The organism is Streptomyces sp. NPDC023573 (genome assembly GCF_055559735.1).
Map to the genome: position 1 here is coordinate 224,059 of NZ_JBVHKB010000010.1, position 21,722 is coordinate 245,780.

27 protein-coding genes and 1 riboswitch are annotated in these 21,722 nt (G+C 71.3%); of the genes, 13 read left to right on the forward strand and 14 right to left on the reverse strand.

Features of this window, described 5'->3' with window-relative positions; genetic code table 11:
* Window positions 1-65: 65 nt before the first annotated feature.
* Window positions 66-1,094, forward strand: coding sequence for an NAD-dependent epimerase/dehydratase family protein (locus ACZ32T_RS29050; protein ID WP_467370023.1), 1,029 nt, complete (start codon window positions 66-68; stop codon window positions 1,092-1,094).
* An 80-nt stretch (window positions 1,095-1,174) separates the two neighbouring features.
* Here the strand turns inward: ACZ32T_RS29050 and ACZ32T_RS29055 are convergent, their stop codons facing one another.
* From ACZ32T_RS29055 to ACZ32T_RS29090, 8 genes are all read right to left on the reverse strand, one after another.
* On the reverse strand, window positions 1,175-2,752 hold the full coding sequence (locus ACZ32T_RS29055; RefSeq protein WP_467369890.1) for an alpha/beta hydrolase: 1,578 nt from the start codon (window positions 2,750-2,752) through the stop codon (window positions 1,175-1,177).
* A gap of 154 nt (window positions 2,753-2,906) precedes the next feature.
* Entirely contained in the window at window positions 2,907-3,692 is a 786-nt protein-coding gene (locus ACZ32T_RS29060) for an urease accessory protein UreD (protein ID WP_467369892.1), read from the reverse strand.
* The gene (gene ureG, locus ACZ32T_RS29065) at window positions 3,689-4,366 is read right to left on the reverse strand and encodes an urease accessory protein UreG (RefSeq protein WP_467271145.1); all 678 of its coding nucleotides are present in this window, start codon (window positions 4,364-4,366) and stop codon (window positions 3,689-3,691) included. Before ureG ends, ACZ32T_RS29060 begins: the two co-directional genes overlap by 4 nt.
* Window positions 4,367-4,409: 43 nt before the next feature.
* Entirely contained in the window at window positions 4,410-5,075 is a 666-nt protein-coding gene (locus tag ACZ32T_RS29070; protein WP_467271146.1) for an urease accessory protein UreF, read from the reverse strand.
* Between the two features lie 17 nt (window positions 5,076-5,092).
* The gene (locus tag ACZ32T_RS29075; protein ID WP_467369894.1) at window positions 5,093-6,814 is read right to left on the reverse strand and encodes an urease subunit alpha; all 1,722 of its coding nucleotides are present in this window, start codon (window positions 6,812-6,814) and stop codon (window positions 5,093-5,095) included.
* The gene (locus ACZ32T_RS29080) at window positions 6,807-7,118 is read right to left on the reverse strand and encodes an urease subunit beta (protein ID WP_467369896.1); all 312 of its coding nucleotides are present in this window, start codon (window positions 7,116-7,118) and stop codon (window positions 6,807-6,809) included. The genes ACZ32T_RS29075 and ACZ32T_RS29080 overlap by 8 nt, the downstream gene beginning before the upstream one ends.
* Window positions 7,119-7,132: 14 nt before the next feature.
* Window positions 7,133-7,435: an urease subunit gamma gene (locus tag ACZ32T_RS29085; protein ID WP_467369897.1), complete on the reverse strand. Its 303-nt coding sequence runs from the start codon at window positions 7,433-7,435 to the stop codon at window positions 7,133-7,135.
* A 139-nt stretch (window positions 7,436-7,574) separates the two neighbouring features.
* Window positions 7,575-8,195 (reverse strand): TetR/AcrR family transcriptional regulator, encoded by a 621-nt coding sequence (locus ACZ32T_RS29090; RefSeq protein ID WP_467271151.1) that lies wholly within the window; start codon window positions 8,193-8,195, stop codon window positions 7,575-7,577.
* Between the two features lie 110 nt (window positions 8,196-8,305).
* Between ACZ32T_RS29090 and ACZ32T_RS29095 the strand changes: the two genes are divergently transcribed.
* Window positions 8,306-9,301, forward strand: a complete 996-nt coding sequence (locus tag ACZ32T_RS29095) for an ABC-2 transporter permease (protein WP_467271153.1) — start codon at window positions 8,306-8,308, stop codon at window positions 9,299-9,301.
* 93 nt (window positions 9,302-9,394) lie between these two features.
* Here the strand turns inward: ACZ32T_RS29095 and ACZ32T_RS29100 are convergent, their stop codons facing one another.
* The gene (locus tag ACZ32T_RS29100; protein WP_467271155.1) at window positions 9,395-9,694 is read right to left on the reverse strand and encodes a type II toxin-antitoxin system Phd/YefM family antitoxin; all 300 of its coding nucleotides are present in this window, start codon (window positions 9,692-9,694) and stop codon (window positions 9,395-9,397) included.
* A 79-nt stretch (window positions 9,695-9,773) separates the two neighbouring features.
* On the opposite strand from ACZ32T_RS29100, the gene ACZ32T_RS29105 reads away from it, so the two are divergent.
* The 3 genes from ACZ32T_RS29105 (at window position 9,774) to ACZ32T_RS29115 (ending at window position 11,736) form a co-directional block, all read left to right on the forward strand.
* Window positions 9,774-10,409 (forward strand): ATP-dependent Clp protease proteolytic subunit, encoded by a 636-nt coding sequence (locus ACZ32T_RS29105; RefSeq protein WP_467369899.1) that lies wholly within the window; start codon window positions 9,774-9,776, stop codon window positions 10,407-10,409.
* Window positions 10,410-10,416: 7 nt separating this feature from the next.
* Window positions 10,417-10,725 carry a hypothetical protein gene (locus ACZ32T_RS29110; protein ID WP_467271158.1) on the forward strand — a complete coding sequence of 103 codons (309 nt, stop codon included), beginning with the start codon at window positions 10,417-10,419 and terminating at the stop codon, window positions 10,723-10,725.
* Between the two features lie 364 nt (window positions 10,726-11,089).
* Window positions 11,090-11,262, forward strand: a riboswitch (cyclic di-AMP (ydaO/yuaA leader).
* A gap of 3 nt (window positions 11,263-11,265) precedes the next feature.
* Window positions 11,266-11,736 (forward strand): C40 family peptidase, encoded by a 471-nt coding sequence (locus tag ACZ32T_RS29115; RefSeq protein WP_467369902.1) that lies wholly within the window; start codon window positions 11,266-11,268, stop codon window positions 11,734-11,736.
* A gap of 18 nt (window positions 11,737-11,754) precedes the next feature.
* On the opposite strand, the gene ACZ32T_RS29120 is transcribed toward ACZ32T_RS29115, so the two are convergent.
* Complete coding sequence (locus ACZ32T_RS29120) at window positions 11,755-12,396, reverse strand: LysE family translocator (protein ID WP_467271162.1); 642 nt, start codon at window positions 12,394-12,396, stop codon at window positions 11,755-11,757.
* Between the two features lie 72 nt (window positions 12,397-12,468).
* Here ACZ32T_RS29120 and ACZ32T_RS29125 point away from each other — a divergent pair, with 72 nt between their 5' ends.
* Window positions 12,469-13,383, forward strand: a complete 915-nt coding sequence (locus ACZ32T_RS29125; RefSeq protein WP_467369904.1) for a LysR family transcriptional regulator — start codon at window positions 12,469-12,471, stop codon at window positions 13,381-13,383.
* A gap of 104 nt (window positions 13,384-13,487) precedes the next feature.
* Here the strand turns inward: ACZ32T_RS29125 and ACZ32T_RS29130 are convergent, their stop codons facing one another.
* The gene (locus ACZ32T_RS29130; RefSeq protein WP_467369906.1) at window positions 13,488-13,919 is read right to left on the reverse strand and encodes an ATP-binding protein; all 432 of its coding nucleotides are present in this window, start codon (window positions 13,917-13,919) and stop codon (window positions 13,488-13,490) included.
* A gap of 232 nt (window positions 13,920-14,151) precedes the next feature.
* Between ACZ32T_RS29130 and ACZ32T_RS29135 the strand changes: the two genes are divergently transcribed.
* Together ACZ32T_RS29135 and ACZ32T_RS29140 are read left to right on the forward strand one after the other, a co-directional pair.
* Entirely contained in the window at window positions 14,152-15,105 is a 954-nt protein-coding gene (locus ACZ32T_RS29135) for a helix-turn-helix domain-containing protein (protein WP_467369908.1), read from the forward strand.
* Between the two features lie 8 nt (window positions 15,106-15,113).
* On the forward strand, window positions 15,114-15,248 hold the full coding sequence (locus ACZ32T_RS29140) for a DUF397 domain-containing protein (RefSeq protein ID WP_467369910.1): 135 nt from the start codon (window positions 15,114-15,116) through the stop codon (window positions 15,246-15,248).
* Here the strand turns inward: ACZ32T_RS29140 and ACZ32T_RS29145 are convergent.
* Window positions 15,241-16,389 (reverse strand): 8-amino-7-oxononanoate synthase, encoded by a 1,149-nt coding sequence (locus ACZ32T_RS29145; protein ID WP_467369912.1) that lies wholly within the window; start codon window positions 16,387-16,389, stop codon window positions 15,241-15,243. The genes ACZ32T_RS29140 and ACZ32T_RS29145 overlap by 8 nt on opposite strands.
* A gap of 144 nt (window positions 16,390-16,533) precedes the next feature.
* Here ACZ32T_RS29145 and bioB point away from each other — a divergent pair, with 144 nt between their 5' ends.
* The 4 genes from bioB to ACZ32T_RS29165 all read left to right on the forward strand — a co-directional run bounded on the left by bioB (window position 16,534) and on the right by ACZ32T_RS29165 (window position 20,433).
* Entirely contained in the window at window positions 16,534-17,697 is a 1,164-nt protein-coding gene (gene bioB, locus ACZ32T_RS29150; RefSeq protein ID WP_467370025.1) for a biotin synthase BioB, read from the forward strand.
* On the forward strand, window positions 17,690-18,994 hold the full coding sequence (locus ACZ32T_RS29155; protein ID WP_467369914.1) for an adenosylmethionine--8-amino-7-oxononanoate transaminase: 1,305 nt from the start codon (window positions 17,690-17,692) through the stop codon (window positions 18,992-18,994). Before bioB ends, ACZ32T_RS29155 begins: the two co-directional genes overlap by 8 nt.
* A gap of 1 nt (window position 18,995) precedes the next feature.
* On the forward strand, window positions 18,996-19,685 hold the full coding sequence (bioD, locus tag ACZ32T_RS29160) for a dethiobiotin synthase (protein ID WP_467271177.1): 690 nt from the start codon (window positions 18,996-18,998) through the stop codon (window positions 19,683-19,685).
* 67 nt (window positions 19,686-19,752) lie between these two features.
* Entirely contained in the window at window positions 19,753-20,433 is a 681-nt protein-coding gene (locus ACZ32T_RS29165) for a class I SAM-dependent methyltransferase (protein ID WP_467369916.1), read from the forward strand.
* A 59-nt stretch (window positions 20,434-20,492) separates the two neighbouring features.
* Here the strand turns inward: ACZ32T_RS29165 and ACZ32T_RS29170 are convergent, their stop codons facing one another.
* Together ACZ32T_RS29170 and ACZ32T_RS29175 are read right to left on the reverse strand one after the other, a co-directional pair.
* Window positions 20,493-20,864 (reverse strand): fic family toxin-antitoxin system, toxin component, encoded by a 372-nt coding sequence (locus ACZ32T_RS29170; protein ID WP_362927781.1) that lies wholly within the window; start codon window positions 20,862-20,864, stop codon window positions 20,493-20,495.
* A complete protein-coding gene (locus tag ACZ32T_RS29175; protein ID WP_356715004.1) occupies window positions 20,861-21,088 on the reverse strand; it encodes an antitoxin in 228 nt (75 codons plus the stop codon). Before ACZ32T_RS29175 ends, ACZ32T_RS29170 begins: the two co-directional genes overlap by 4 nt.
* Window positions 21,089-21,209: 121 nt before the next feature.
* On the opposite strand from ACZ32T_RS29175, the gene ACZ32T_RS29180 reads away from it, so the two are divergent.
* The gene (locus ACZ32T_RS29180; protein WP_467369918.1) at window positions 21,210-21,629 is read left to right on the forward strand and encodes a GNAT family N-acetyltransferase; all 420 of its coding nucleotides are present in this window, start codon (window positions 21,210-21,212) and stop codon (window positions 21,627-21,629) included.
* Window positions 21,630-21,722 lie beyond the last annotated feature (93 nt).

Consider the following 21,722-nt stretch of genomic DNA (forward strand, 5'->3'; position numbering starts at 1 on the left):
GCTTTCGCTGGTCCGGCCGCTGGGGCCGCCGTAGCGTTTCCCGCATGAGCAGAGGACGAGCGTTCGTGCTGGGAGCCACGGGACAGATCGGCCGCCCCGCGGTGCGGGCTCTGGCCGAGGACGGCTGGGAGGTGATCGCGGCCTCACGTGCGGGCGGCAGGGACAGCGGCTGGGACGAACAGGTCCGCGCGGTCGCGCTGGACCGCGCGAAGGAGGGGGCGCTGGAGGCGGCGCTGGGCGACGGCTGTGACGTCCTGGTCGACATGGTCGCCTTCGGCCGGGACCACGCCACGCAGCTCGCCGGGCTCGCGGGCCGGGTCGGCTCGGCGGTCGTCATATCCAGCGGCGCGGTGTACGAGGACGGCCGGGGCCGCAGTTTCGACACACAGGGCCAGCCGGACGGCTTCCCGGAGTATCCCGTGCCGGTCCCGGAGACCCAGCGCACGGTCACTCCGGGGGACGCGACGTACGGGACGCGGAAGATCGCGCTGGAGCAGGAACTGCTCGCGGCCGGCGAGGCGTTGCCGGTGACACTGCTCCGGGCGGGCGCGGTCCACGGACCGCACTGCCGGACGCCGCGCGAGCTGTATTTCGTCAAGCGGCTGGTGGACGGGCGCCGGCGGCGGGTCCTCGCGTACGACGGGGCGAGCCGCTTCCATCCGGCCCATGCGTCCAACATCGCAGAGCTGATACGCCTCGCCGCTGCGCGCCCGGCCTCCCGGGTGCTCAACGCTGCGGACCCACAGGCACCGTCCGTCGCCGAGATCGGCGCGGCCGTGGACGCGGTGCTCGGTCTGGAGACCGAGACGGTGCTGGTGGCGGGTGCGCCGCCGGAGGGCGGCATCGGGGAGACGCCGTGGAGCGGTGCGCATCCCGTCGTGTACGACATGACCGCCGCCGAACGGGAGCTGGGCTACCGCCCGGTCACGGGATATGTCGAGTCGCTGCCGCAGACCGTCGAATGGCTGATCGCCGAGCTCGACGGACGCGACTGGAAGCAGGCCTTCCCGAAGATGGCCCGTAACTACGGCGAGGCGCTCTTCGACTTCGCGGCCGAGGACGCCTGGCTGGAGCGGTACGACCGGGGAGCGTGAGCGGCACCGCACCGGCCCCGACAGGGGGTGAGCGGGCGGCCGCCGGATGACATCGGCCGCCCGCTCACGTCAGGTGGTGATCACGGAGTCGGTGTGGCGTGCGGGGTGCACGTCACATCGCGCCGGTCGGTCTTCCCCGTGAGCAGGTAGGTGTCCACCCGCTCGTTGACGCAGGGGTTGACCAGGCCCGTGACACCGTGCGAACCGGCGCCCTTCTCGGTGATGAGACGGGAGCCCTTGAAGCGCTTGTGCAGCTCGACGGCGCCCTCGTACGGGGTGGCGGCGTCGCGTGTGGACTGCACGATCAGCACCGGCGGCAGGCCCTTGCCGGTGCGGACGTCCAGCGGGGTCTGCTGCTTGGACGGCCAGGTCGCACACGGCAGGTTCATCCAGGCGTTGGCCCAGGTCATGAACGGGTGGTCCTTGTGCAGCCGGGTGTTGTCGCGGTCCCACTTCTTCCAGCTGGTGGGCCACTTGGCGTCCGCGCACTCGACCGCCGTGTACACGGCGTTGCCGTTCTCCGAGCTGATGTTGCCCGCGGTGTCCGACAGGTCGGGCGCCGCGGCGTCGATCAGCGCCTGGGTGTCGCCGCCCAGGTAGTCGCTCCAGACCTGCGCGGTGGGCGCCCAGGCTGAGTCGTAGTACGGCGCGCCCTGGAAGAAACCGATGAGTTCGGCGGGGCCGAGGACGCCACCGATCGGGTTCTTCTTGGCCGCGGCCCGCAGGGTCAGCCAGGCCTGCTCGACCTTCTCGGGCGTGTCACCGATGTGGTAGGCCGCGTCGTTCTCTGCGACCCATGCCTTCCAGTCGTTCCAGCGGGTCTGGAAGGCGATGTCCTGGTTGAGGTTGGCCTCGTACCAGATGTTGTCCTTCGCCGGGTTGACCACGCTGTCGACGACCATGCGGCGTACGTGCGACGGGAAGAGGGTGCCGTAGACCGCGCCCAGGTAGGTGCCGTAGGAGACACCCAGGAAGTTGAGCTTCCGCTCACCGAGCGCGGCGCGGATGACATCCAGGTCGCGCGCGGTGTTGGGCGTCGTCATGTGCGGCAGCATGTCGCCGCTGCGCTCGGCGCAGCCCTCGGCGTACTCGGCCGCCAGCTTGCGCTGGGCCCGCTTGTCGGCCTCGCTGTCCGGCACCGGATCGGCCTTCGGTGCCTTCACGAACTCCTGGGGATCCATGCAGGAGATCGGCGCGGAGTGGCCGACGCCGCGTGGGTCGAAGCCGACGAAGTCGTACGCCTTCGCGGTCTTCGTCCAGAGGGGGTTCTTGGTGACGACGCGCTTCGGGAACGCCATGCCCGAGCCACCGGGGCCTCCGGGGTTGTAGACGAGTGCGCCCTGGCGTTCGTCCTTCGTGCCCGTGCTGACGTGCCGGTCGACGGCGAGCTTGATCTGCTTGCCGTTCGGCTCGGCGTAGTCGAGCGGAACGCTCACCCAGCCGCACTGGATGGGTGCGGCGATCGCCCAGTCGGCCGGACAGTCCGTCCAGTCGATTCCGGCCTTCGCGGCCCGGGCCGCGGCGATCTGGACACCGCGCGCCTCCGGGCCTCCGTGGTGCCGGCTGTCGGCGCCGGCCGCCGGTGCGGCTATCGCCCCTGCTATGAGCGTGCCCGCGATAAGAGTGCCGGCCGAACCGAGCACCGCTGTGCGTCTCAAGTGGAACCTCCCCCTGCGTGATGCGCCGCCGGTGGCGGCGCGCTGGTTCACATGTCCAGGAGGGATCCTTTCGTCTGTGAGGTTGCTGAGAACAGGGCGTACGCGTGTTTCTTTACCGAACCAATAACCGGAGCCCCTGTCCCGCTGAGCGAACTCACGGCTCCCGAAGGGCTTTTGTCTCCCTCAGCACGCCCTCCAACGCCTCGTCCAGCACCGCGCGCAGCAGCCGCGCATCGGCGGCGAGCGCCGTCACCAGGACGGCGGGCCCGGCCAGCGGGGTGAGGGCGGCGGCGGGGCCGAGCAGCCGCGGGGCGGGAGGGCCGTCATCGAACGCGGGGTCGACGACGAGCAGCTGCCCGACGGCGCGGTGGCCGCCCAGGACGGCCGGGCCGTCCCAGCCTCCTGACGCTCCCGGCCCGTAGGACAGTTGCTGGTCGAGCAGCAGGCGGCCGGCTCTCCGTACGGTCAGACGCGTCGTGAGCCGGCCGGTGGTTTCGCCGTGCCGGCCCAGGACCTGTTCCTCACGGAGCACCAGGCGTGCGGTTCCGGCGAGTTCGGCCCGGGTGGTCATGGCGAGATCGCTGCCGTGCGCGGAGACGATCTGTTCGGGAAGCCAGTGGAGTTCGGCCCCCTCCCCCACGCTCAGCCGCACGTCGTACGAGGCGGGGCCGGTGTCCGGCCCGGCCCCGGGAAGCGCCACGGTGGCGGCGGCGGAGTCCACCGTCACCCGTGCGCCGTCCTCCGCCCGGGCCTCGATCGCGAGCCGGTCCCCGCCGAGGGGGGCGCTCATGGCGCCGACCACGGTGACACGCGCGTACGCGGGATCCGGGGACCTGGTCCGGCGCAGGGCGAGCGGGCCCTCGCTCTCGAGGACCGGCAGCACGGTGGATCCGTTCTCGTCGGCGCGTCCCGTGATCCGGGCGGTGGCCGTGACGCTCATGCGGTCCAGTCCGCGAGCCGGGCCCGCACCCAGTCGGCTATGGGCCCGACACCGTCGGCGCCGGTCAGGGAAGTGAACACCACGGGGAGGTGACCGCGCTGTTCCGCGGCGTCGCGGGCCATCCTGCCCAGGTCGGAGCCGACGTAGGGGGCGAGGTCGGTCTTGTTGATGACGAGCAGGTCGGCGGTGGTGACGCCGGGACCGCCCTTGCGGGGGATGTCGTCACCGCCCGCGACGTCGATCACGAAGACCTGTGCGTCGACGAGACCCTTGGAGAAGGTGGCGGTGAGGTTGTCGCCGCCCGATTCGACGAGGATGAGGTCGAGGGGGCCCAGTGAGGCCTCGAGGTCCTCGACCGCCTCGAGGTTGGCCGAGATGTCGTCGCGGATCGCGGTGTGCGGGCAGGCGCCGGTCTCGACGGCCTGGATGCGCTCGGGCGGCAGCACCGCGTTGCGGAGCAGGAAGGCGGCGTCCTCGCGGGTGTAGATGTCGTTGGTGACGACGGCTATGGAGATCCGGTCCCGCAGTGCCCGGCAGAGGGCGGCGACGGTGGCCGTCTTGCCCGAGCCGACAGGTCCTCCCAGGCCGATCCGGAGCGCGCGGCGGGTCCCGTCGGGGCGGGTGGCGTCGGCGCTGACGGCGGCCGGGCCGTTGTGTGTGTGATCGAGATGCATGGGTGCGGCTCCTGGTGAGGACGGTGGGCTGGGCTCGCGGGGTTCAGGACGCGAACAGGCGGACGGGCCAGGCAGCGTGGGCCTCGGCGGAGATGTCGAGCAGCGGGGCGGAGGCGGCGGGCAGGGCGTCGATGCCGTGCCGGGCGGCGTCTGCGGCCTGTTCGGCGACCCGGTCGAGGTCGGGCGCGAGCCGGGCGAGGACCGCGGTGGCCTCGAAGGGGTCCAGGGACAGCAGACGGACCACCGCCGTGGCCGGGCCGCTGACCGCTTCGTAGGCGACGCAGTGTGCGGCGTCGGCGGGTTCGAGGCCGGCTGCCCGTGCCGTGAGCCCGAGGACGACGGGCTGGTGGGCGCCGCGCGGCCGGGCTGCGGCCAGCGCTGCCAGCTCGGCGCTGGGCCAGGTGGCTCGCGCCGCCCTCATCAGCTGCCGGCCGAGCTTGCGGGCGACGTTCCTGAGTGCCGGCGAGGGCGTCCGGGCGTCGGCGGCCTCGTCGAGGGCGAGCGGGTCCAGGCCGTGGGCGGCCGCGGCGGCCAGGGCGGCGGAGGTGAGCCCGGTGGTGTGAAGCCGGCCCAGGCAGAAGTCCGCCAGGTCCTCGGCGTTCCGGATGCGTCCCGCCTTGACGGCCGGTTCGGCACCCCCGGAGTGGGCGTGCCCGCCTGCGGGGAACCGGCCGTCGGCGAGGACCAGCAGGGCTGCGCGCGTCGTCATGAAGTGCTGTCCTGCCCTCAGAAAAGGAAGTACCGCTGGGCCATGGGGAGTTCGGCGGCGGGAGCGGGCTCGACCGGATCTCCGTCGATGGTGACGGCGAAGCTGTCGGGGTCGACATGGACCCGGGGCAGGGCGTCGTTCTCCCGCATGTCCGCCTTGGTGACGCCACGGGTGCTGGTGATCGGCACGAACTCCTTGCCGAGTCCGAGCCGTTCGGGCAGCCCGGCCTCGACGGCGGCGGCGGAGACGAAGTTGAGGGAGTTGGCCGAGGGTGCGCGGCCCACGGCGCCGAACATCGGGCGCGGCATGACCGGCTGCGGGGTGGGGATCGATGCGTTGGCGTCGCCCATCTGCGCGTAGGCGATCTGGCCGCCCTTGATCACGGTCTGTGGTTTGACGCCGAAGAACGCCGGGTCCCACAGCACGAGATCGGCGAGCTTGCCGCTCTCCACGGAGCCGATCTCCCGGTCCAGCCCCTGCGCCACCGCAGGGTTGATCGTGTATTTGGCGACATAGCGACGTGCCCGGTGGTTGTCGGCGGGGCCGTCGCCCGGAAGGGCTCCGCGCCGCCTCTTCATCACATGGGCGGTCTGCCAGGTACGCAGGATGACCTCGCCGATGCGGCCCATCGCCTGGGAGTCCGAGGAGATGATCGAGATGGCTCCGAGGTCGTGGAGGATGTCCTCGGCCGCGATGGTCGAGGGCCGGATCCGGGACTCGGCGAAGGCGAGGTCCTCCGGCACCGTGGGGTTGAGGTGATGGCAGACCATCAGCATGTCGAGGTGTTCCTCGATGGTGTTGACGGTGTGCGGCCGGGTCGGGTTGGTGGAGCTGGGCAGGACGTAGGGCTCCGAGACCACACTGATGATGTCGGGAGCGTGCCCTCCGCCCGCGCCTTCGGTGTGGTACGCGTGGATGGAGCGCCCCGCGATGGCTGCCAGCGTGTCGGCGACGAATCCGGCCTCGTTGAGCGTGTCCGTGTGGATGGCGAGCTGGGCTCCGGTCTCCTCGCACACGCTCAGGCAGGCGTCGATGACGGCGGGGGTCGCACCCCAGTCCTCGTGGATCTTGAACCCGAGTGCACCCGCGCGCAGCTGGGAGTGCATGGCCTCCCGCGACATCGTGTTGCCCTTGCCGAGCAGACCGATGTTGACCGGGTACGCCTCGAGCGCCTCGAACATCCGGGCAAGGTGCCAGGGGCCTGGAGTGATCGTCGTGGCCTTGGTCCCCTCGGCCGGTCCCGTGCCGCCGCCGACGAGCGTGGTGATCCCCGAGGAGAGCGCCTGGTCGAGGAGGGTCGGCGAGATGAAGTGGACATGCGCGTCGATGGCACCGGCGGTGACGAACTTGCCGTTGCCCGCGATGATCTCGGTCTCGGGGCCGATGACCAGTTCGGGGTGGACGCCGTCCATCGTGTCCGGGTTCCCGGCCTTGCCGATACCGGTGATCCGGCCGTCACGGATGCCTATGTCGGCCTTGACGACGCCCCAGTGGTCGATGATGACGCCACCGGTGATGACGGTGTCGGGTGCCCCTTCGGCGCGGGTGGTCCGCGCCTGCCCCATCGATTCGCGGATCACCTTGCCGCCGCCGAACACCGCCTCGTCACCGGCCAGTCCGGGGCCGCCGGAGCGGTCCTCCTCGATCTCGACGACGAGGTCGGTGTCGGCGAGCCGGACGCGGTCACCGGTGGTGGGCCCGAACAGGTCGGCGTACACGGGGCGGCTGAGCTCAGGCATCGAGGGAACCTCCGGTGTCGCCGCGCAGTCCGGGGACGGTGCGCAGACCTGCGAGCGGGACGAGTTCGACATCGACGGGAATGCCGGGTTCGAAGCGCACAGCGGTTCCGGCGGCGATGTTCAGCCGCAGACCGCGGGCGGCGCGGCGGTCGAATTCCAGGCCGGGGTTGGCCTCGGCGAAGTGGTAGTGCGAGCCGACCTGGACGGGGCGGTCAGCGGCGTTGAGGACGGTGAGACGGGTGGTGGGGCGCCCCTCGTTGAGCGCGATCCGCCCCTGAGCGAACAGGATCTCTCCGGGAATCATCGGCCGTCCCCCCGTCAGACGATCGGTTCGTGGACGGTGACGAGCTTGGTGCCGTCCGGGAAGGTGGCCTCGACCTGGACGTCGTGGATCATCTCGGGGATGCCGTCCATGACGTCGTCGCGGGTGAGGACCTTCCTTCCCGAGGCCATCAGTTCGGCCACGGTCCGGCCGTCGCGGGCGCCTTCCAGAAGGTGCGACGTGATCAGCGCGATCGCCTCGGGGTGATTCAGCCGCAGGCCGCGCACCCTGCGCTTCTCGGCGACATCGGCCGCCACGTGGATGAGCAGGCGTTCTTGTTCGTGCGGAGTCAGTTGCACGCTTCCACCCTCTTCGTCTCCCGCCCGGTACCTGCCCCGGACGCAGCGGGACCCTATCCCGCCTTCAACACTCTGTTGAACGATGAAGAGGATTCCGCGACCAGGTATTGCACGTTAGGGCGGAAGTTTTTCCGGCGCGTTAACTGATCTTTGACCGGTCCATGGACATCAGCCCGCGCAACCCGTTCTCCAGGACGGCGGGTTCGACGCCACCGAACAGAGCCTCCTGGGCCATGAATCCCTGAGCGGTGGCGATCATGGTGCGGGCGACGTCGTCGGCGGGAACGTCGGAGCGCATGAGGCCCGCCGCCCGGTAGGCGTCCACCAGCTTCGCCCAGGCCGCACGCATGCCGGCGTAGCCCTCCCCGAGCGTCCTCGCCAACTGGTCGTTGCGCAGGGTCTCGGCCCACACCTGGACGATGAGCGCGGCGCACGCGCGGCGCTCCATCCCGTAGATCTGCCCCTCGAAGACCCCCCGCAGCACCCTGCCGAGCAGCACGTCGGGAGTGGGGGGCGGGGTGAGCTCCGCAGCCTCCTCGAAGGCGCTCCGGATGGAGCGGAACGCCTCGTCGGCGATGGCCGCGATCAGGTCCTCCTTGCCCGCGAAGTAGCGGTAGACGGCTCCGGCCGACAGCCCGACCTCCTTCAGCACGTCCTGCATCGATGTGCCGTGGAAGCCGTTGCCGGCGAAGCAGCGCGCGGCGCCGGCGAGGATCTGCCGACGGCGGGCGTCGAGGTGCTCCTGGGATACACGTGCCATGCGCCCAAACCTAAAACGAACGTTCCTTCTTGACAAGTGTCCGAGCCGGGGAGACAGTGGCCGTACATCCTAAAACGAACGATCCTTCTCTTTGAATTGAGGCAGCCGTCATGCCTGCTGCGCCGAACCGCCGCGCGATCGCCGTCGTCCTCCTCGTCCCCCTGATCGTGACAATCAGCCTCTGGGCGTTCTCCTGGCCGGCAGCCCGGATCGCCCCGCGCGAGCTGCCCGTGGGTGTCGCGGGCCCCGCAGCGGCGGTCGACCAGCTACAACAGCAGTTCGAACAGCGCGCGGGAGCCTTCGAGATCCACCGTTACGACGACGAGGCCGCGGCCCGCGGCGCGATCGAGGACCGGGTCGTATACGGCGCCGTCGTCGTCACCGAAGAGGGCCCCCGGCTGCTCACCGCCTCGGCGGCGAGCCCCGTCGTCTCCCAGTTGCTGACCGAGGCGGCCAAGGGGGCGGCTCCGCCGGGAACGGCCGTACCGGTCACGGATGTCGTCGCCGCGCCCGAGGCGGATCCGCGCGGCGCGGCGCTCGGCGCGAGCATCCTCCCGCTGGCACTCGCCGGTGTCGCCGCCGGGGCGCTGGTGACCGTCCTGCGGCTGCGCGGCACCGGGGCGGCAGTGGCCCTTGTCGGCGCGGCGGGACTGGTGGGCATCGCCGCCACGGCCGTCACCCACAGCTGGCTGGGCGTGGTGGCAGGCGACTGGTGGTCGGAGGCCGGCGTCGTCGGACTCACCGTGCTCGCCATCTCCTCCGGCGTCGGAGGTCTGGCGGCCCTGTTCGGCTCGAAGGGCATCGGCGTGGGCGCGCTGCTGATGGTGCTGCTCGGCAATTCCTTCTCGGGCGTCACGAGCGCGCCGGAGCTGCTCCCCGAACCGGTCGGCGCTATCGGCCAGTGGCTCCCGCCGGGCGCGGGCGGATCGCTGCTGAGGTCGGTGGCCTTCTTCGACGGCGCCGCGGCGGGCGGGGCCGCACTGACCCTGACGGTCTGGGCCGTTCTGGGCCTTGCGGCCGTGCTGATCGGCGGCCGCAGGCAGCCGGACGCGGACAGCGCGGCCGGCCTCCCCGCCCGGCGCCGCGAACCGGTCCTCACGGACTGAAGGACGCTCCCGGACGAGCCGAGCCCCCGCCAGGACAGGCGGGGGCTCGGCCTTTTCGCGGTTCCACGGCAGCGCGGTCCCCCGCGGACGGCGTCAGCGGTTCCGGTCCTCGTGACCGCGGTGCTCCGCCGCGAGTCCGAAGCGGTGCTGTTCGCCTTGAGCGGACGACACGGAACGGAACGAGGAGACCGAACTGATCACCTGCTCACCGGCGGCCACCTCCCGCGCCGCCGCCTCGTCGCTCTCCAGTCGTTGCAGGTCAGCAGCCGAAACCAGGGCCACCAGGGGCTTCCCGTGCCGTGTCACCACGACTCGTTCCCCCCCGTAGACGACGCGGTTGATCAGTTCGGCGAGCTCCGCCCGGGCTTGCGTCACCGGAATCTCGTAGGCCATACCCCCATCTTAACCTCCTGTACGTCCTGTACATTTTTGACGCACTTCGAGTCGCTGTGGTCCGAGGAGAGGCATCGCCATGTTCCGTCCCGCCGCCCGCTACGTCCTGCCCGAGTTCACCGAGCGCACCGCCTACGGCTCCCGGAGCATGGATCCGTACTCGAAGCTGCTGTCCGAGCGGATCGTCTTCCTCGGCACCCCGGTCGACGACACCGCGGCGACCGACCTGATCGCGCAGTTCATGTATCTGGAGCACGCGGATCCTGACCGGCCGCTCTCCCTCTACATCAACTCGCCCGGCGGCTCCTTCAACGCCATGACCGCGATCTACGACACCATGCACTTCCTCGCCTGCGGGGTGGAGACCTTCTGCCTCGGCCAGGCGGGTTCGAGCGCCGCGGTCCTGCTCGCGGCCGGCACGCCCGGACACCGACATGCCCTGCCGGGCGCCCGGGTAGTCATTCAGCAACCCGTCCTGGACGAGCCGGTGCAGGGCCAGCCCTCCGATCTCGCGATCCAAGCCCGCGAGTTGGAGCGGGAGCGCGAGATGCTCACGGTCATGCTCGCCCGTCACACCGGCCGTTCCACACAAGAGATCAGCGCAGCCATCGAACGGGACACCATCCTCGACGCACCGGCCGCCCTGGCGTTCGGGCTGGTGGACCACGTCGTGGAGAACCGCACGCCGTCCCAGCCGCCGCATCCCGCGAGGTGAACGCCCGATGCTCTCACCCCAGTTCCCGCCGCTCCCCGCCCTGACCCGCGCGGAGGCCGAGTTCATCGACTGCTACCTGGAGGTGCTCGACCAGCTGGGCCGCATCAACCCCGCCCGCGGCAGCGACACGTACGGGGCGCTCCGGGCGGCTCAGGCTCTCGCGTCCCGGGCCACCGCCCTCCGTGACGCACTCGTCCTGATGCACGAGCGGGGTGAGTCACAGATCCACGCGGACACTCTGGCCAGGGCACTGCGGCTCCTGGACGGTGAGCGTCGCGCCGGGCGGGTCGCCGTGCCTCCCGCGTCACCGAGTTGAGCGCTCCGGCGCCCGACTCGGCCGCCGCACACGCTTTTCGGCGCCACTTTCCGACACGCCCGGCGGCCTGACGAGTTTCCCTCCCTCGATCGGCGTAGAAGGTCCCCCGCGCGAGGGACAGCCCAACTTGCGCGACAAGCGCGGACACTGAGCGGAATCTGTTGTTCCGTCGCTGGTGCGCGGCTGGTCCGGTGCGGCCGTTCCGACTCGGGACCGACCCCGTCCACCCGATCGGATCAGTCGTGACGACTCTCACATATCGCCACTTCAGCGAGGAAATCCGGCGGCGCGTGCGTAAAGATCCCTGGGACGACAAGCCCCCGCCACCGCGGCGGGGCGGTCCGGGCGGACGCCGAGTCCTGCCGCCGTCCGGATGCCTGGTCGACAGGAGTGGATCGGCAGGAGTGGAGGACCCGAGCACAACGGGCCGACCGGAGTTCCGGACGGCCCTCGGGGTGAAGCCGCTTCGCGCGGCCGGGCAACTTCGCCAGCCCGAACCCGACAGGTCATCCTTCACAGGCGGCTGACGAAGGGTTGCGCATGACTGCGCAGGTTCATGTCTCGTCTCTGTTCGCCCGGGTCGGTACGGCCTCGGTTCTGACATTCGCCGTAGGCACCACCATGATGGCCCCAGGTCTCGTGAACGACGCCGAGGCCGCCGCCCACTCGACGACGGCGCTCAAGATCGCGGCCTCGAAGAAGGGGGCCCCGTACAGATGGGGCGCCACGGGCCCGCACAGGTTCGACTGTTCCGGGCTCACGCTCTACTCGTTCAAGAAGGCCGGCAAGAAACTACCCCGCACGGCTCAGCAGCAGTACAACAAGACCCGCCATATCTCCAGGTCGCAGCGGCAACGCGGCGACCTGGTCTTTTTCCACGCGGGCCGCAGTGTGTACCACGTGGGCATCTACGCCGGCAGCGGGAAGATCTGGCACTCGCCGAAGACCGGTGCGGTGGTCCGGCTGGAGAAGATCTGGTCCGGCAACGTCCTGTACGGGAGGGTCCGCTGAGGTCCCTCCCTCCTCCGTTCAGTGCAGCAGAGGACCCGTCACCAGCACGAGTCCCAACGCGGTGAGCGCCGTGCCGCTGCCACCCTCGATCACCCGGGTGGCACGCGGCCGGCGCAGCCACCGGCCCAGGCGGTCCACCAGCAGGGCGACGGCCGGGAACCAGACGAGCGCGAGCAGGACGACCACCGAGGCCAGCAGCAGGGTCCTGGGCAGGGGCGGCTGCCCTTCGGGGACGAACTGGGGCAGCAGGCTGAGGAAGAGTACGGGCGCCTTCGGGTTGAGGGCGTTGGTCAGAAACCCCTGGCGCAGTGACCTTCCGGCCCCCGGCGACGTCCTGCCCTCGCTCTCGTCCTCGGCAGCGGTGGTGACGGTGGCCCGTCGGCGCATCGCGTACAGGCCGCTGAGCCCGAGGTAGAGGACGTACGCGCCGCCGAGCAGCTGGACGGTGCGGAACAGGGCGGGCACCGTCACGAGCACGGCGGCGAGCCCGGCCGCGGCCAGCGCGGTGTGCACCACAAGCCCTCCGGCGACTCCCAGGGCCGTGGCGAGCCCGGACCGCCGGGATGCGAGCGCGTTGCGTACGACCACGGTGAAGTCGGCGCCGGGAAGGGCCACCATCCCCGCGGCCACGGCGACGAAGGCGAGCAGTTGTGCGTCCATGGGTCCACCCTGACCGATGGCGGCCCTTAGCATGTACTTGCAATCTTCTGGGTCTGCCAAAAGGAATGCTTAATGTATGACCCGACGCGACTGGCCGCGCTGGTGGCGGTGTCCGAGGCCGGATCGATCACGCGGGCGGCGGCGCGGCTGGGATACACCGCGCCCGCCCTCTCTCAGCAGCTGGCCAAGCTGGAGAAGGAGACCGGAGCCACGCTCCTCGTCCGCCACCACCGCGGCGCGCGGCTGACGGCCGCCGGTGAGCTGCTGGCGGCGCGGGCGAGACGCGTCCTGGACGAGATGGACCAGGCGCGGCACGAGCTGGCCGGGCTCGCAGGGCTGTCGGGCGGCCGGCTGCGAGTCGGCACGTTCGTGACGGCCGGGATCCATCTGCTGCCACCGGTGCTCACCGCGTTCCGGCGCGCCCACCCCGATGTGGAACTGGCCGTCACGGACTACGAGCCGCCCGCCGGTGTCGCCGCCGTGGCGGCCGGCGACGTGGACCTGGCGCTGACCCACGCCTACGAACCCGCGGTCGCCGACCCGCTCCCGGCGGGGGTCCGCGCCGAGCCACTGCTCGTCGAGGAGTTGGTGCTGGTCACCGCGCTCGGGCAGAAGCTGTCCGAAGGCAGCGGCCCGCTGCCCGTGGCCGAACTCGCGGGCCGCCCGCTGATCAGCAGCGCGCCCGGCCATCCACCGCGACGCGGGGTGGAGCGTGCGCTGGCGGAGGCGGGGGCCACCCCCGCCGTGGTGTGCGAGTCGCCCGGTTACGCACTGGTGTGCGCGCTGGTCAGCGCGGGGATCGGCGTGGCGGTGGTGCCGGAGATGGTGGCCGCGATGTCTCCTGCGCCGCTCGCCGTCCGGCGCCTGGAACCAGCCGCCTTCCGGCGGACGATCTCAGTGGCACACCGGGGCGACCAGAACACCGCGGCGGCGACGACGCTGATGGCCCTGCTGCGCAGCGGGTTCGGCCGGGCTTCCGCCGTGTGAGGGGCTTTGGGCCACACAGCCCGCACGGCCCGCCCGCCCGCCCCGCACTGCCCGCGCACCGCACGACCCGCCCGCCCCCCGCTCGGGCGGCCTGCCCGACGGTGTCAGGCCCGGGCGGTAGCCGGCCATGGCATGGCGACCGACACGGTCTTGCCCCCGTCCGGGGTGGGGCTGACGCTGAGCCGCCCGCCGTGCTCCTTCGTCAGGGCGCGGATGATCACCATGCCGCGGCCGTTGTCCTGCCGGACCGCGGCGGGCAGCCGCTGGGGCCAGCGGGGGTGGCTGTCCGTCACGCCGAGACAGAACTCCACGTCCCGGTCGAGGCGGAGGTCCACCGTGAAGGTCGGTGACTGCCCGAAGGTGTGCTGGACGGCGTTGGTGGCGAGCTCCGAGACGATCAGCCGGATGGTCTCGGCGGTGTCGTCGTCCTCGGCCAGGCCCCATTCGGCGAGTACCCGGGCCACATGTCTCCGGGCCGTGGAGACCGAGGCCGGATCGCTCGGCAGAGTGACGGTTGCTTCCTGATGGTCTGCCATGGCGACGCCGTCCCTTTCCCGCCCTGACCGGCCCGTGCCCGGCCTGGATTGTGCTTCGCGCCAGACTGTCACCGATACGGCCCGCCATGACGGCGATCCACCAAGATATGCATATATCTATCGCTCATTACGGTGAACTCCGCCCCCTGGGCCGTGTCCGGGCGTAACACTGGCTCCTTTCCGAGCCGGACCCGCCCGGGGGCGGCTCTCCGTACAACGGGAGGAGGCCGTCATGCGGAACGGCCCTGCGGTACGCCGTCGCAAGCTCGGGGAGGAGCTGCGCGGCCTGCGTCACACGTCGGGACTGACGAGCCGGGACGCCGCCGCGATGCTGGGCTGGCACCAGTCGAAGGTGAGCCGGATCGAGACGGGGGCGAGCGGCGTGACGCCCGGTGACGTGACCCGCCTCCTGGACGCCTACGGCGTGGACGACCGTCAGTTGCGCTCCCTGCTCCGGACGCTCGCCGGCTCGGCGGGCGGTGGCGGGAGCGGGTGGTGGCACGCGTATCGCGGTCTCATCCCGCCCCAGTACCGCGACTTCATCAGCCTGGAGTCCCAGGCCGACGCCGCCCGCACGCTGGAGACCTCCGTGGTCCCGGGCCTGCTGCAGACCGCCGACTACGCCCGGGCGGTGACCCGGTCCTCGCTGGACGGACTGCCGCCCGCACAGCTCGATTCCCTGGTGGAGGTCAGACTCGCCCGCCAGAGTGTCCTTCACGCATCCAGGCCACTGCGGCTCAGCGCCGTACTCGACGAGGCCGTGTTACGGCGAGGGGTCGGCGGCCCACGGGTCATGGCGGAGCAGCTGCTCCATCTCTCGCAGGTCGCCCGACTCCCGCACGTGACGCTCCAATTACTGCCGTTCGAAGCCGGGAGCTATGTCGGCCTGACAGGCCCCTTTGTAATTTTTTCATTTCCGACCACTTCTGATCTAGACGTGGTCGTTCTTGACCATTTGACGAGTAGTCTCTATCTGGAGCGGAAAGAAGACCTTGAGGCGTACAGCTCGGCCTTCCGCACGATGCAGGCTCACGCGCTGTCGCCGGAGTGTTCGCTGGACCTGATCACCGCAATAGGCCGCGGTGATCAGGCCGAAGCTTCAGACTGCCCGAGGGGACCACGATGTCCGACCGTCTCGCACAGCCCGCGACCAGGTGGCGGCGCAGCAGCCGCAGTACCGGAATGAACAACTGCGTGGAGACAGCGCCGGCCGGCGACGAAGAGCTGGCCGTACGGGACTCCAAGGACACGTCCATTCCGCCGCTTCGCTTCTCCGAGACGGCGTGGACGTCCTTCGTCGCCGGACTGGACGGCCGCCAGGTCAGCTGACGGGCCCCGGCGCGGCGGAGAGGATGGTGCCCACCGCGGCCCTGACCTGATCTCGCGTCAGGTCCGCCCGGGCTGTCAGCCTCAGCCGGGAGATCCCGTCAGGCACCGACGGCGGCCGGAAGCATCCCACCGCGAGACCCGCCGTGCGGCAGTCGGCCGCCCACCTCACCGCGGACTCCGCCGAGGGCGCGCGGACCGAGACGACGGCGGCTTCGGGGCGCACGGCGGTCAGTCCGGCCGCCGTGAGCCGGCCGTACAGCTCGAGGGCGACCTCCCCGGCCCTCGCCGCACGTCCGGGTTCGCGGCGCAGCAGCCGCAGAGCGCCCAGGGCCGCGCCGACGGATGCCGGGGCGAGACCGGTGTCGAAGATGAACGTGCGGGCCGTGTTGACCAGATGGCGGATGACCCGGGCCGGGCCGAGCACCGCTCCGCCCTGGCTGCCGAGCGACTTGGAGAGGGTGAGGGTGGCGACGACCCCCTCGCCGCCCGCCAGTCCGGCGGCCGCGAGCGCGCCGCGCCCGCCCTCGCCCAGGACACCCAGTCCGTGCGCGTCGTCCACGAGGAGGGCCGCGCCGGTGTCGCGGCAGACGCCGGCGAGTGCTGTCAGCGGGGCGGCGTCCCCGTCCACCGAGAAGACGGAGTCGGTCACGGCCAGCGTCCGCCCGTCGTGGTCGTGGAGCGCCTTTCGCGCCGCCTCCGGGACCGCGTGCGGCACGACGGCGGTGGCGGCCCGGGCGAGGCGGCAGCCGTCCACGATCGAGGCGTGGTTGCCCGCGTCGGACACGATCAACGAGTCGTGTCCGGTGAGCGCCGTGAGGGCGGCCAGGTTGGCCGCGTAACCGGACGAGAACACCAGGGCGTCTTCGAATCCGCAGAAGTCGGCGAGTTCGCGTTCGAGTTCGGCGTGCAGCGCGGTGGAGCCCGTGACGAGGCGTGAGCCGGTGGCGCCCCCGCCCCATGTGCGTGCCGCCTCGGCGGCGGCCGAGGTGACCTCGGGGTGCCGGCTCAGTCCCAGGTAGTCGTTGCTCGCGAGGTCCAGCATCTCCGTCCGGGCGGGCCGGGGGCGCAGCGTCCGGACGAGTCCGGCGTCGGCACGGCGCCGGGCCTCGTCGTCGGTCCAGTCGAACGGGGCGTAGGACATGAGCGGGTCCCTTTTTGTAGGCAGCTCACAGACCCTAACCGGGTGCGCAACAGGCCAGGGTGTGGCAATACACACAGCTTCGACCGGCTCTGCTGTCCGGTTCCTCCTTGGCCGATGACGGTGCCGTACGTCAGGATCAAGGCCATGGACCTGCTGAAGACGCTGGTGGACAAGGGGCTGCGGCGCGAACTGCCGACCCGTGACGAAGCGCTCGCCGTGCTGGCGACGTCCGACGACGAACTGCTCGACGTGGTGGCCGCGGCCGGGAAGGTACGCCGTCAGTGGTTCGGGCGGCGCGTGAAGCTCAACTATCTGGTGAACCTGAAGTCCGGGCTCTGCCCCGAGGACTGCTCGTACTGTTCGCAGCGGCTCGGTTCCGAGGCCGGCATCCTCAAGTACACCTGGCTGAAACCGGACGAGGCCACGAAGGCCGCCGCCGCGGGGGTGGCCGGCGGCGCCAAGCGGGTCTGCCTGGTGGCGAGCGGCCGGGGGCCGACGGACCGGGACGTCGACCGGGTGTCTCGGACGATCGAGGCGATCAAGGAGCAGCACGAGGACGTCGAGGTGTGTGCGTGCCTCGGTCTGCTCTCGCAGGGCCAGGCCGACCGGCTGAGGTCCGCGGGCGCGGACGCGTACAACCACAACCTCAACACCTCGGAGGGGACGTACGGGCAGATCACGACGACCCACACGTACGCCGACCGGGTGGACACCGTGCAGCAGGCCCAGGCCGCCGGCCTCTCGGCGTGCTCGGGGCTGATCGCCGGGATGGGGGAGAGCGACGCCGATCTGGTGGATGTCGTGTTCGCGCTGCGCGACCTGGACCCCGACTCGGTGCCGGTCAACTTCCTGATCCCGATCGAGGGCACCCCGCTCGCCAAGGAGTGGCACCTCACTCCTCAGCGGTGCCTCCGCATCCTGGCGATGGTCCGGTTCGTCTGCCCGGACGTCGAGGTGCGGCTCGCGGGCGGCCGTGAGGTCCATCTGCGTTCGATGCAGCCGCTGGCGCTGAACCTGGTCAACTCGATCTTCCTGGGTGACTACCTGACCACCGAGGGCCAGTCGGGCCAGTCCGACCTCGACATGATCGCGGACGCCGGTTTCGAGGTGGAGGGGGCGGACACCACGACGCTTCCCGGGCACCGCGCCCCGGCCGGCGGCGGCTGCGGTTCGCATGAGGGCGGCTGCGCTCCGTGCGGCGACCCCGCCGAGGCCGCTCCGGAGCCGTCCGAGGCCCTGGCGGCGCGTACGGATCTGGTGACGGTCCGCCGTCGTGGTACCGGGACGGACCTCGCGCCCAATGCCTGATCCGCTCCGCCCCGCCGAACTCCGCGCCCTGGACCGGGCCCATGTCTGGCATCCCTACGGCCCGATGCCGGGCCGGCAGGAGCCGCTGGTCGTGGAGTCCGCGTCCGGGGTGCGCCTGCGGCTCGCCGAACCCTCCCACGGGCAGCACGAGTTGGTGGACGGCATGTCGTCCTGGTGGTCCGCGGTCCATGGCTACAACCATCCGGTGCTCAACGAGGCCGCCCGCGGTCAGCTGGACCGGATGAGCCATGTGATGTTCGGCGGGCTCACCCACGAGCCCGCCGTCCGCCTGGCGACCCGGCTGGTGGAGATCACTCCTGAGCCGCTGCAGCACGTCTTCCTCGCCGACTCCGGGTCGGTCTCCGTCGAGGTCGCGGTGAAGATGTGCCTGCAGTACTGGCGTTCGGCGGGGCGGCCCGCCAAACAACGGCTGCTGACGTGGCGCGGCGGCTATCACGGGGACACCTGGCAGCCGATGTCGGTGTGCGACCCCGAGGGCGGGATGCACGAGCTGTGGTCGGGGTCCCTCCCCCGGCAGATCTTCGCGGACGCCCCTCCGGACGGCTTCGACGCCGAGCCCGACGAGACCTACGTGAGGCATCTGCGCGAGCTGGTGACCGCGCACGCCGACGAGACGGCGGCGGTGATCGTGGAGCCCGTGGTGCAGGGGGCGGGTGGGATGCGCTTCCACTCCCCCGCGTATCTGCGGGTGCTCCGCGAGGCGTGCGACGCGAATGACGTGCTGCTGGTGTTCGACGAGATCGCCACGGGTTTCGGCCGTACCGGGCAGCTGTTCGCGGCGGGGCACGCCGGGGTCTCCCCTGACGTCATGTGCGTCGGCAAGGCGCTGACCGGGGGCTATCTGACGCTCGCCGCGACGCTGTGCACCTCCCGGGTGGCGGAGGGCATCTCGACCGGGGATGTTCCGGTGCTCGCGCACGGACCGACGTTCATGGGCAATCCACTCGCCTCGGCGGTGGCCTGTGCCTCCGTCGATCTCCTGCTGGGCCAGGACTGGGAGCTGGAGGTGAAACGGATCGGCACCGGACTGCGCCAGGGGCTGGCGGAGGCCGCCGGCACTCCGGGCGTACGGGACGTCCGGGTGCTGGGGGCGATCGGCGTGGTGCAGCTCGACCACGAGATCGACATGGAGGCCGCCACACGGGCCGCGGTGCGCGAGGGCGTCTGGCTGCGCCCGTTCCGCGATCTCGTGTACACGATGCCTCCGTACGTGACCGGCGACGACGATGTGGCAAGGATCTGCCGGGCCGTGTGCGCGGCGGCGAGGGAGGGCTGAGATGACGATCCTCGTGGTGACCGGGACGGGCACCGAGATCGGCAAGACGATCGTGACCGCGGCGGTCGCGGCCGCTCACCGGGACCGCCGGGTCGCGGTCCTCAAGCCCGCCCAGACAGGGCTCGCACCGGGCGAGCCCGGGGACGCCGCCGAGGTGGCACGGCTGGCCGGCGCTCATGTGACTGCCGTCGAGCTGGCCCGGTTCCCGGAGCCGTTGGCACCGGAGACAGCCGCACGCCGGGCAGGCCTCGCCCCCGTACGCCCGTACGAGATCGCCGAGGCCGCCCAGAAGCTGGCGACGGAGCACGACCTGGTGCTGGTCGAGGGCGCGGGCGGGCTGCTCGTCCGGTACGACGAGCAGGGGGCCACGCTCGCGGACGCCGCGAGACTGATGGCGGCACCCGTGCTGGTGGTGGCCCCGGCGGGCCTGGGCACGCTCAACGCCACCGCGCTGACGACGGAGGCGCTGCGGACGCGGGGCCTCACATGTCCCGGGGTGGTGGTGGGGAGCATGCCGGGCGATCCGGACCTGGCCTCGCGGTGCAACATCGACGACCTGCCGGTCGCCGCGGGCGCACCGCTGCTCGGCGCGGTGCCGGCCGGTTCCGGGGCGCTGGAACCGGCCGACTTCCGGGCGCGGGCGGCGAGTTGGCTGGCACCGGCACTCGGCGGTCACCGTCCGAGCGGCTGAGCGGGGCCGTACGGGGGAGAATCCGATGAGAGCCGTATCAGCACGTGCCCTCCGAGGAGGCCCGATCATGCGTCGGCGCAGCACACCTGTCCCCCGGGACGCGGTGCACCACCCGGTCTTCGCCCGCTTCTACGCCAGGCTGAGCGTGGCGGCCGACCTCAAGGGGGGCGTGGCGGACCGTCGCGACGAGCTTCTCGCGGGTCTTTCCGGCCGTGTCGTCGAGATCGGCGCGGGCAACGGCCTCAACTTCGCGCACTACCCGGGGGCCGTGTCCGAAGTCGTCGCGATCGAGCCCGAGCGCGGCCTGCGGCAGCTGGCGGCCGCTGCGGCGCTGCGCGCGGAGGTGCCGGTCGACGTGGTGCCGGGCACGGCCGAGGCACTGCCGGTCAGGAGCGAGGCCTTCGACGCGGCGGTGGCCTCGCTGGTCCTGTGCACCGTCCGGGACCTGCCCCGGGCGCTGGCGGAGATCAAGCGGGTGCTGAGGCCCGGCGGTGAGCTGCGCTTCTTCGAGCACATGCTGGCCCCCGGCCGGACCCTGGCGACCGCGCAGCGGGCGGCGGACCGCACCCTGTGGCCGGTGCTCTTCGGCGGCTGCCACACGGCGCGGGACACGGTGGCGGCCATCGAGGAGGCCGGCTTCGAGCTGGGGGTGTGGCGCAGGTTCCGCATCCCGGCGAAGGGCGTGCAGCTGCCGAGCTCGCCGTGTGTGCTCGGCGTGGCCCGCCGGTCGGCCGTGGTGGACCGCTAGGGACTCTCGTTGTTGTCGGACAGACTGTGGCGAGGCGGAAGCAGGCTGAGGAACGCCGGTCACAGGCTCCACCGTCGGAGCTCTTCGGCGATGGTCCGGACGTCGGCCTTGCCCTCCTTCACCAGCCGCGCGAGATCGCGCACCTGCTCCGGAGAGGTGATGACCTTCAGCCCTGAGGCGACGAGATAGCCGTAGGCCACGGCGGAGGCGAACATGGCGTTGGAGTGCTCCAGCGCGGGCACGTGCAGGAGCAGTTGGAGCAGGGCGGCCGCCCGGGAGTGCGGGTCGCTGTAGACGGGGCTGCCGAAGATCTCCGCCTCGTGCCGGCTGACCGCGGCGACGAGCGCACCCCAGTCGACGACCTGCGGATCACCGGGCGTCTTGTGCTCGGCGACCATGAGCAGCCAGGAAAGGTCGATCTGCAGGTTCAACGGGTGCCTTCGCGCTCCGGGCCGAACTCCTCGGCGAACACCGACTCGTACTGCTTCATGAAGTCGGCCGCGGCCTCGACGAAGGTGTGTCCCACCTCGCCCGCATCCTGTTTGACGAGCTCCTCTATGTAACGGTTCACGCTGATCCCCCGCTGGAGGGCGCGTTGTCGCGCCGCCTCGGCGGTGGCCTCGTCCACTCGAACGTTCAGCTGCGTCTTGGGCACGCCATCACGCTAGCGCGTGTCCGCTAGCACCCGCAAGAGGAAGCAGGCCGGGACGACATCACCGGCGGGGCCGGGGCGAAACAGTTCGCCCTTCCCGCGAGCGCTCTGATTGGCTCGGACCATGACCGATCTCGATATCCGCTGCGCCGCCCTCTCCGACATCGACGCCGTGCTCCGGTTTTGGCGCGAGGCCGCGGAGGGAACCAGCATCACCGACGACCACGAGGGGGTCGCCCGGCTGATCACCCGGGACCCCGAGGCCCTGCTCCTGGCGGAACGCGACGGCCGGATCGCCGGGACCGTCATAGCCGGCTTCGACGGATGGCGATGCTCCGCGTACCGGCTCGCCGTGCACCCCGCCTGCCGTCGGCAGGGCGTCGCCACCGCGCTGCTGGGAGCCGCGGAGGACCGGTTCCTGGCCCTGGGCGGCCGCCGGGTCGACGCCATGGTGCTGGAGTCCAACGACCGGGCACATCACGCCTGGGGCGCGGCTGGCTACCATCGCGAGGACCACTGGCGGCGCTGGGTCAAGTCCCTGTGACCACGCCCGGCACCGCCGAACTCCCCCGACCAGCGGCGAGCCGTCTCCCCGTACAGGCAATTTTGCCGAGCCTTTACTATGGATCCTCGACCG

Excerpts from the sequence above, each read along its gene's own strand:
- ACZ32T_RS29060 (WP_467369892.1), bottom strand. The coding sequence starts at position 3,692 with ATGAGCGTCACGGCCACCGCCCGGATCACGGGACGCGCCGACGAGAAC.
- ureG (WP_467271145.1), bottom strand. The coding sequence starts at position 4,366 with ATGCATCTCGATCACACACACAACGGCCCGGCCGCCGTCAGCGCCGAC.
- ACZ32T_RS29070 (WP_467271146.1), bottom strand. The coding sequence starts at position 5,075 with ATGACGACGCGCGCAGCCCTGCTGGTCCTCGCCGACGGCCGGTTCCCC.
- ACZ32T_RS29075 (WP_467369894.1), bottom strand. The coding sequence starts at position 6,814 with ATGCCTGAGCTCAGCCGCCCCGTGTACGCCGACCTGTTCGGGCCCACC.
- ACZ32T_RS29080 (WP_467369896.1), bottom strand. The coding sequence starts at position 7,118 with ATGATTCCCGGAGAGATCCTGTTCGCTCAGGGGCGGATCGCGCTCAAC.
- ACZ32T_RS29090 (WP_467271151.1), bottom strand. The coding sequence starts at position 8,195 with ATGGCACGTGTATCCCAGGAGCACCTCGACGCCCGCCGTCGGCAGATC.
- ACZ32T_RS29095 (WP_467271153.1), top strand. The coding sequence starts at position 8,306 with ATGCCTGCTGCGCCGAACCGCCGCGCGATCGCCGTCGTCCTCCTCGTC.
- ACZ32T_RS29100 (WP_467271155.1), bottom strand. The coding sequence starts at position 9,694 with ATGGCCTACGAGATTCCGGTGACGCAAGCCCGGGCGGAGCTCGCCGAA.
- ACZ32T_RS29105 (WP_467369899.1), top strand. The coding sequence starts at position 9,774 with ATGTTCCGTCCCGCCGCCCGCTACGTCCTGCCCGAGTTCACCGAGCGC.
- ACZ32T_RS29110 (WP_467271158.1), top strand. The coding sequence starts at position 10,417 with ATGCTCTCACCCCAGTTCCCGCCGCTCCCCGCCCTGACCCGCGCGGAG.
- ACZ32T_RS29115 (WP_467369902.1), top strand. The coding sequence starts at position 11,266 with ATGACTGCGCAGGTTCATGTCTCGTCTCTGTTCGCCCGGGTCGGTACG.
- ACZ32T_RS29120 (WP_467271162.1), bottom strand. The coding sequence starts at position 12,396 with ATGGACGCACAACTGCTCGCCTTCGTCGCCGTGGCCGCGGGGATGGTG.
- ACZ32T_RS29125 (WP_467369904.1), top strand. The coding sequence starts at position 12,469 with ATGTATGACCCGACGCGACTGGCCGCGCTGGTGGCGGTGTCCGAGGCC.
- ACZ32T_RS29130 (WP_467369906.1), bottom strand. The coding sequence starts at position 13,919 with ATGGCAGACCATCAGGAAGCAACCGTCACTCTGCCGAGCGATCCGGCC.
- ACZ32T_RS29135 (WP_467369908.1), top strand. The coding sequence starts at position 14,152 with ATGCGGAACGGCCCTGCGGTACGCCGTCGCAAGCTCGGGGAGGAGCTG.
- ACZ32T_RS29145 (WP_467369912.1), bottom strand. The coding sequence starts at position 16,389 with ATGTCCTACGCCCCGTTCGACTGGACCGACGACGAGGCCCGGCGCCGT.
- bioB (WP_467370025.1), top strand. The coding sequence starts at position 16,534 with ATGGACCTGCTGAAGACGCTGGTGGACAAGGGGCTGCGGCGCGAACTG.
- ACZ32T_RS29155 (WP_467369914.1), top strand. The coding sequence starts at position 17,690 with ATGCCTGATCCGCTCCGCCCCGCCGAACTCCGCGCCCTGGACCGGGCC.
- bioD (WP_467271177.1), top strand. The coding sequence starts at position 18,996 with ATGACGATCCTCGTGGTGACCGGGACGGGCACCGAGATCGGCAAGACG.
- ACZ32T_RS29165 (WP_467369916.1), top strand. The coding sequence starts at position 19,753 with ATGCGTCGGCGCAGCACACCTGTCCCCCGGGACGCGGTGCACCACCCG.
- ACZ32T_RS29180 (WP_467369918.1), top strand. The coding sequence starts at position 21,210 with ATGACCGATCTCGATATCCGCTGCGCCGCCCTCTCCGACATCGACGCC.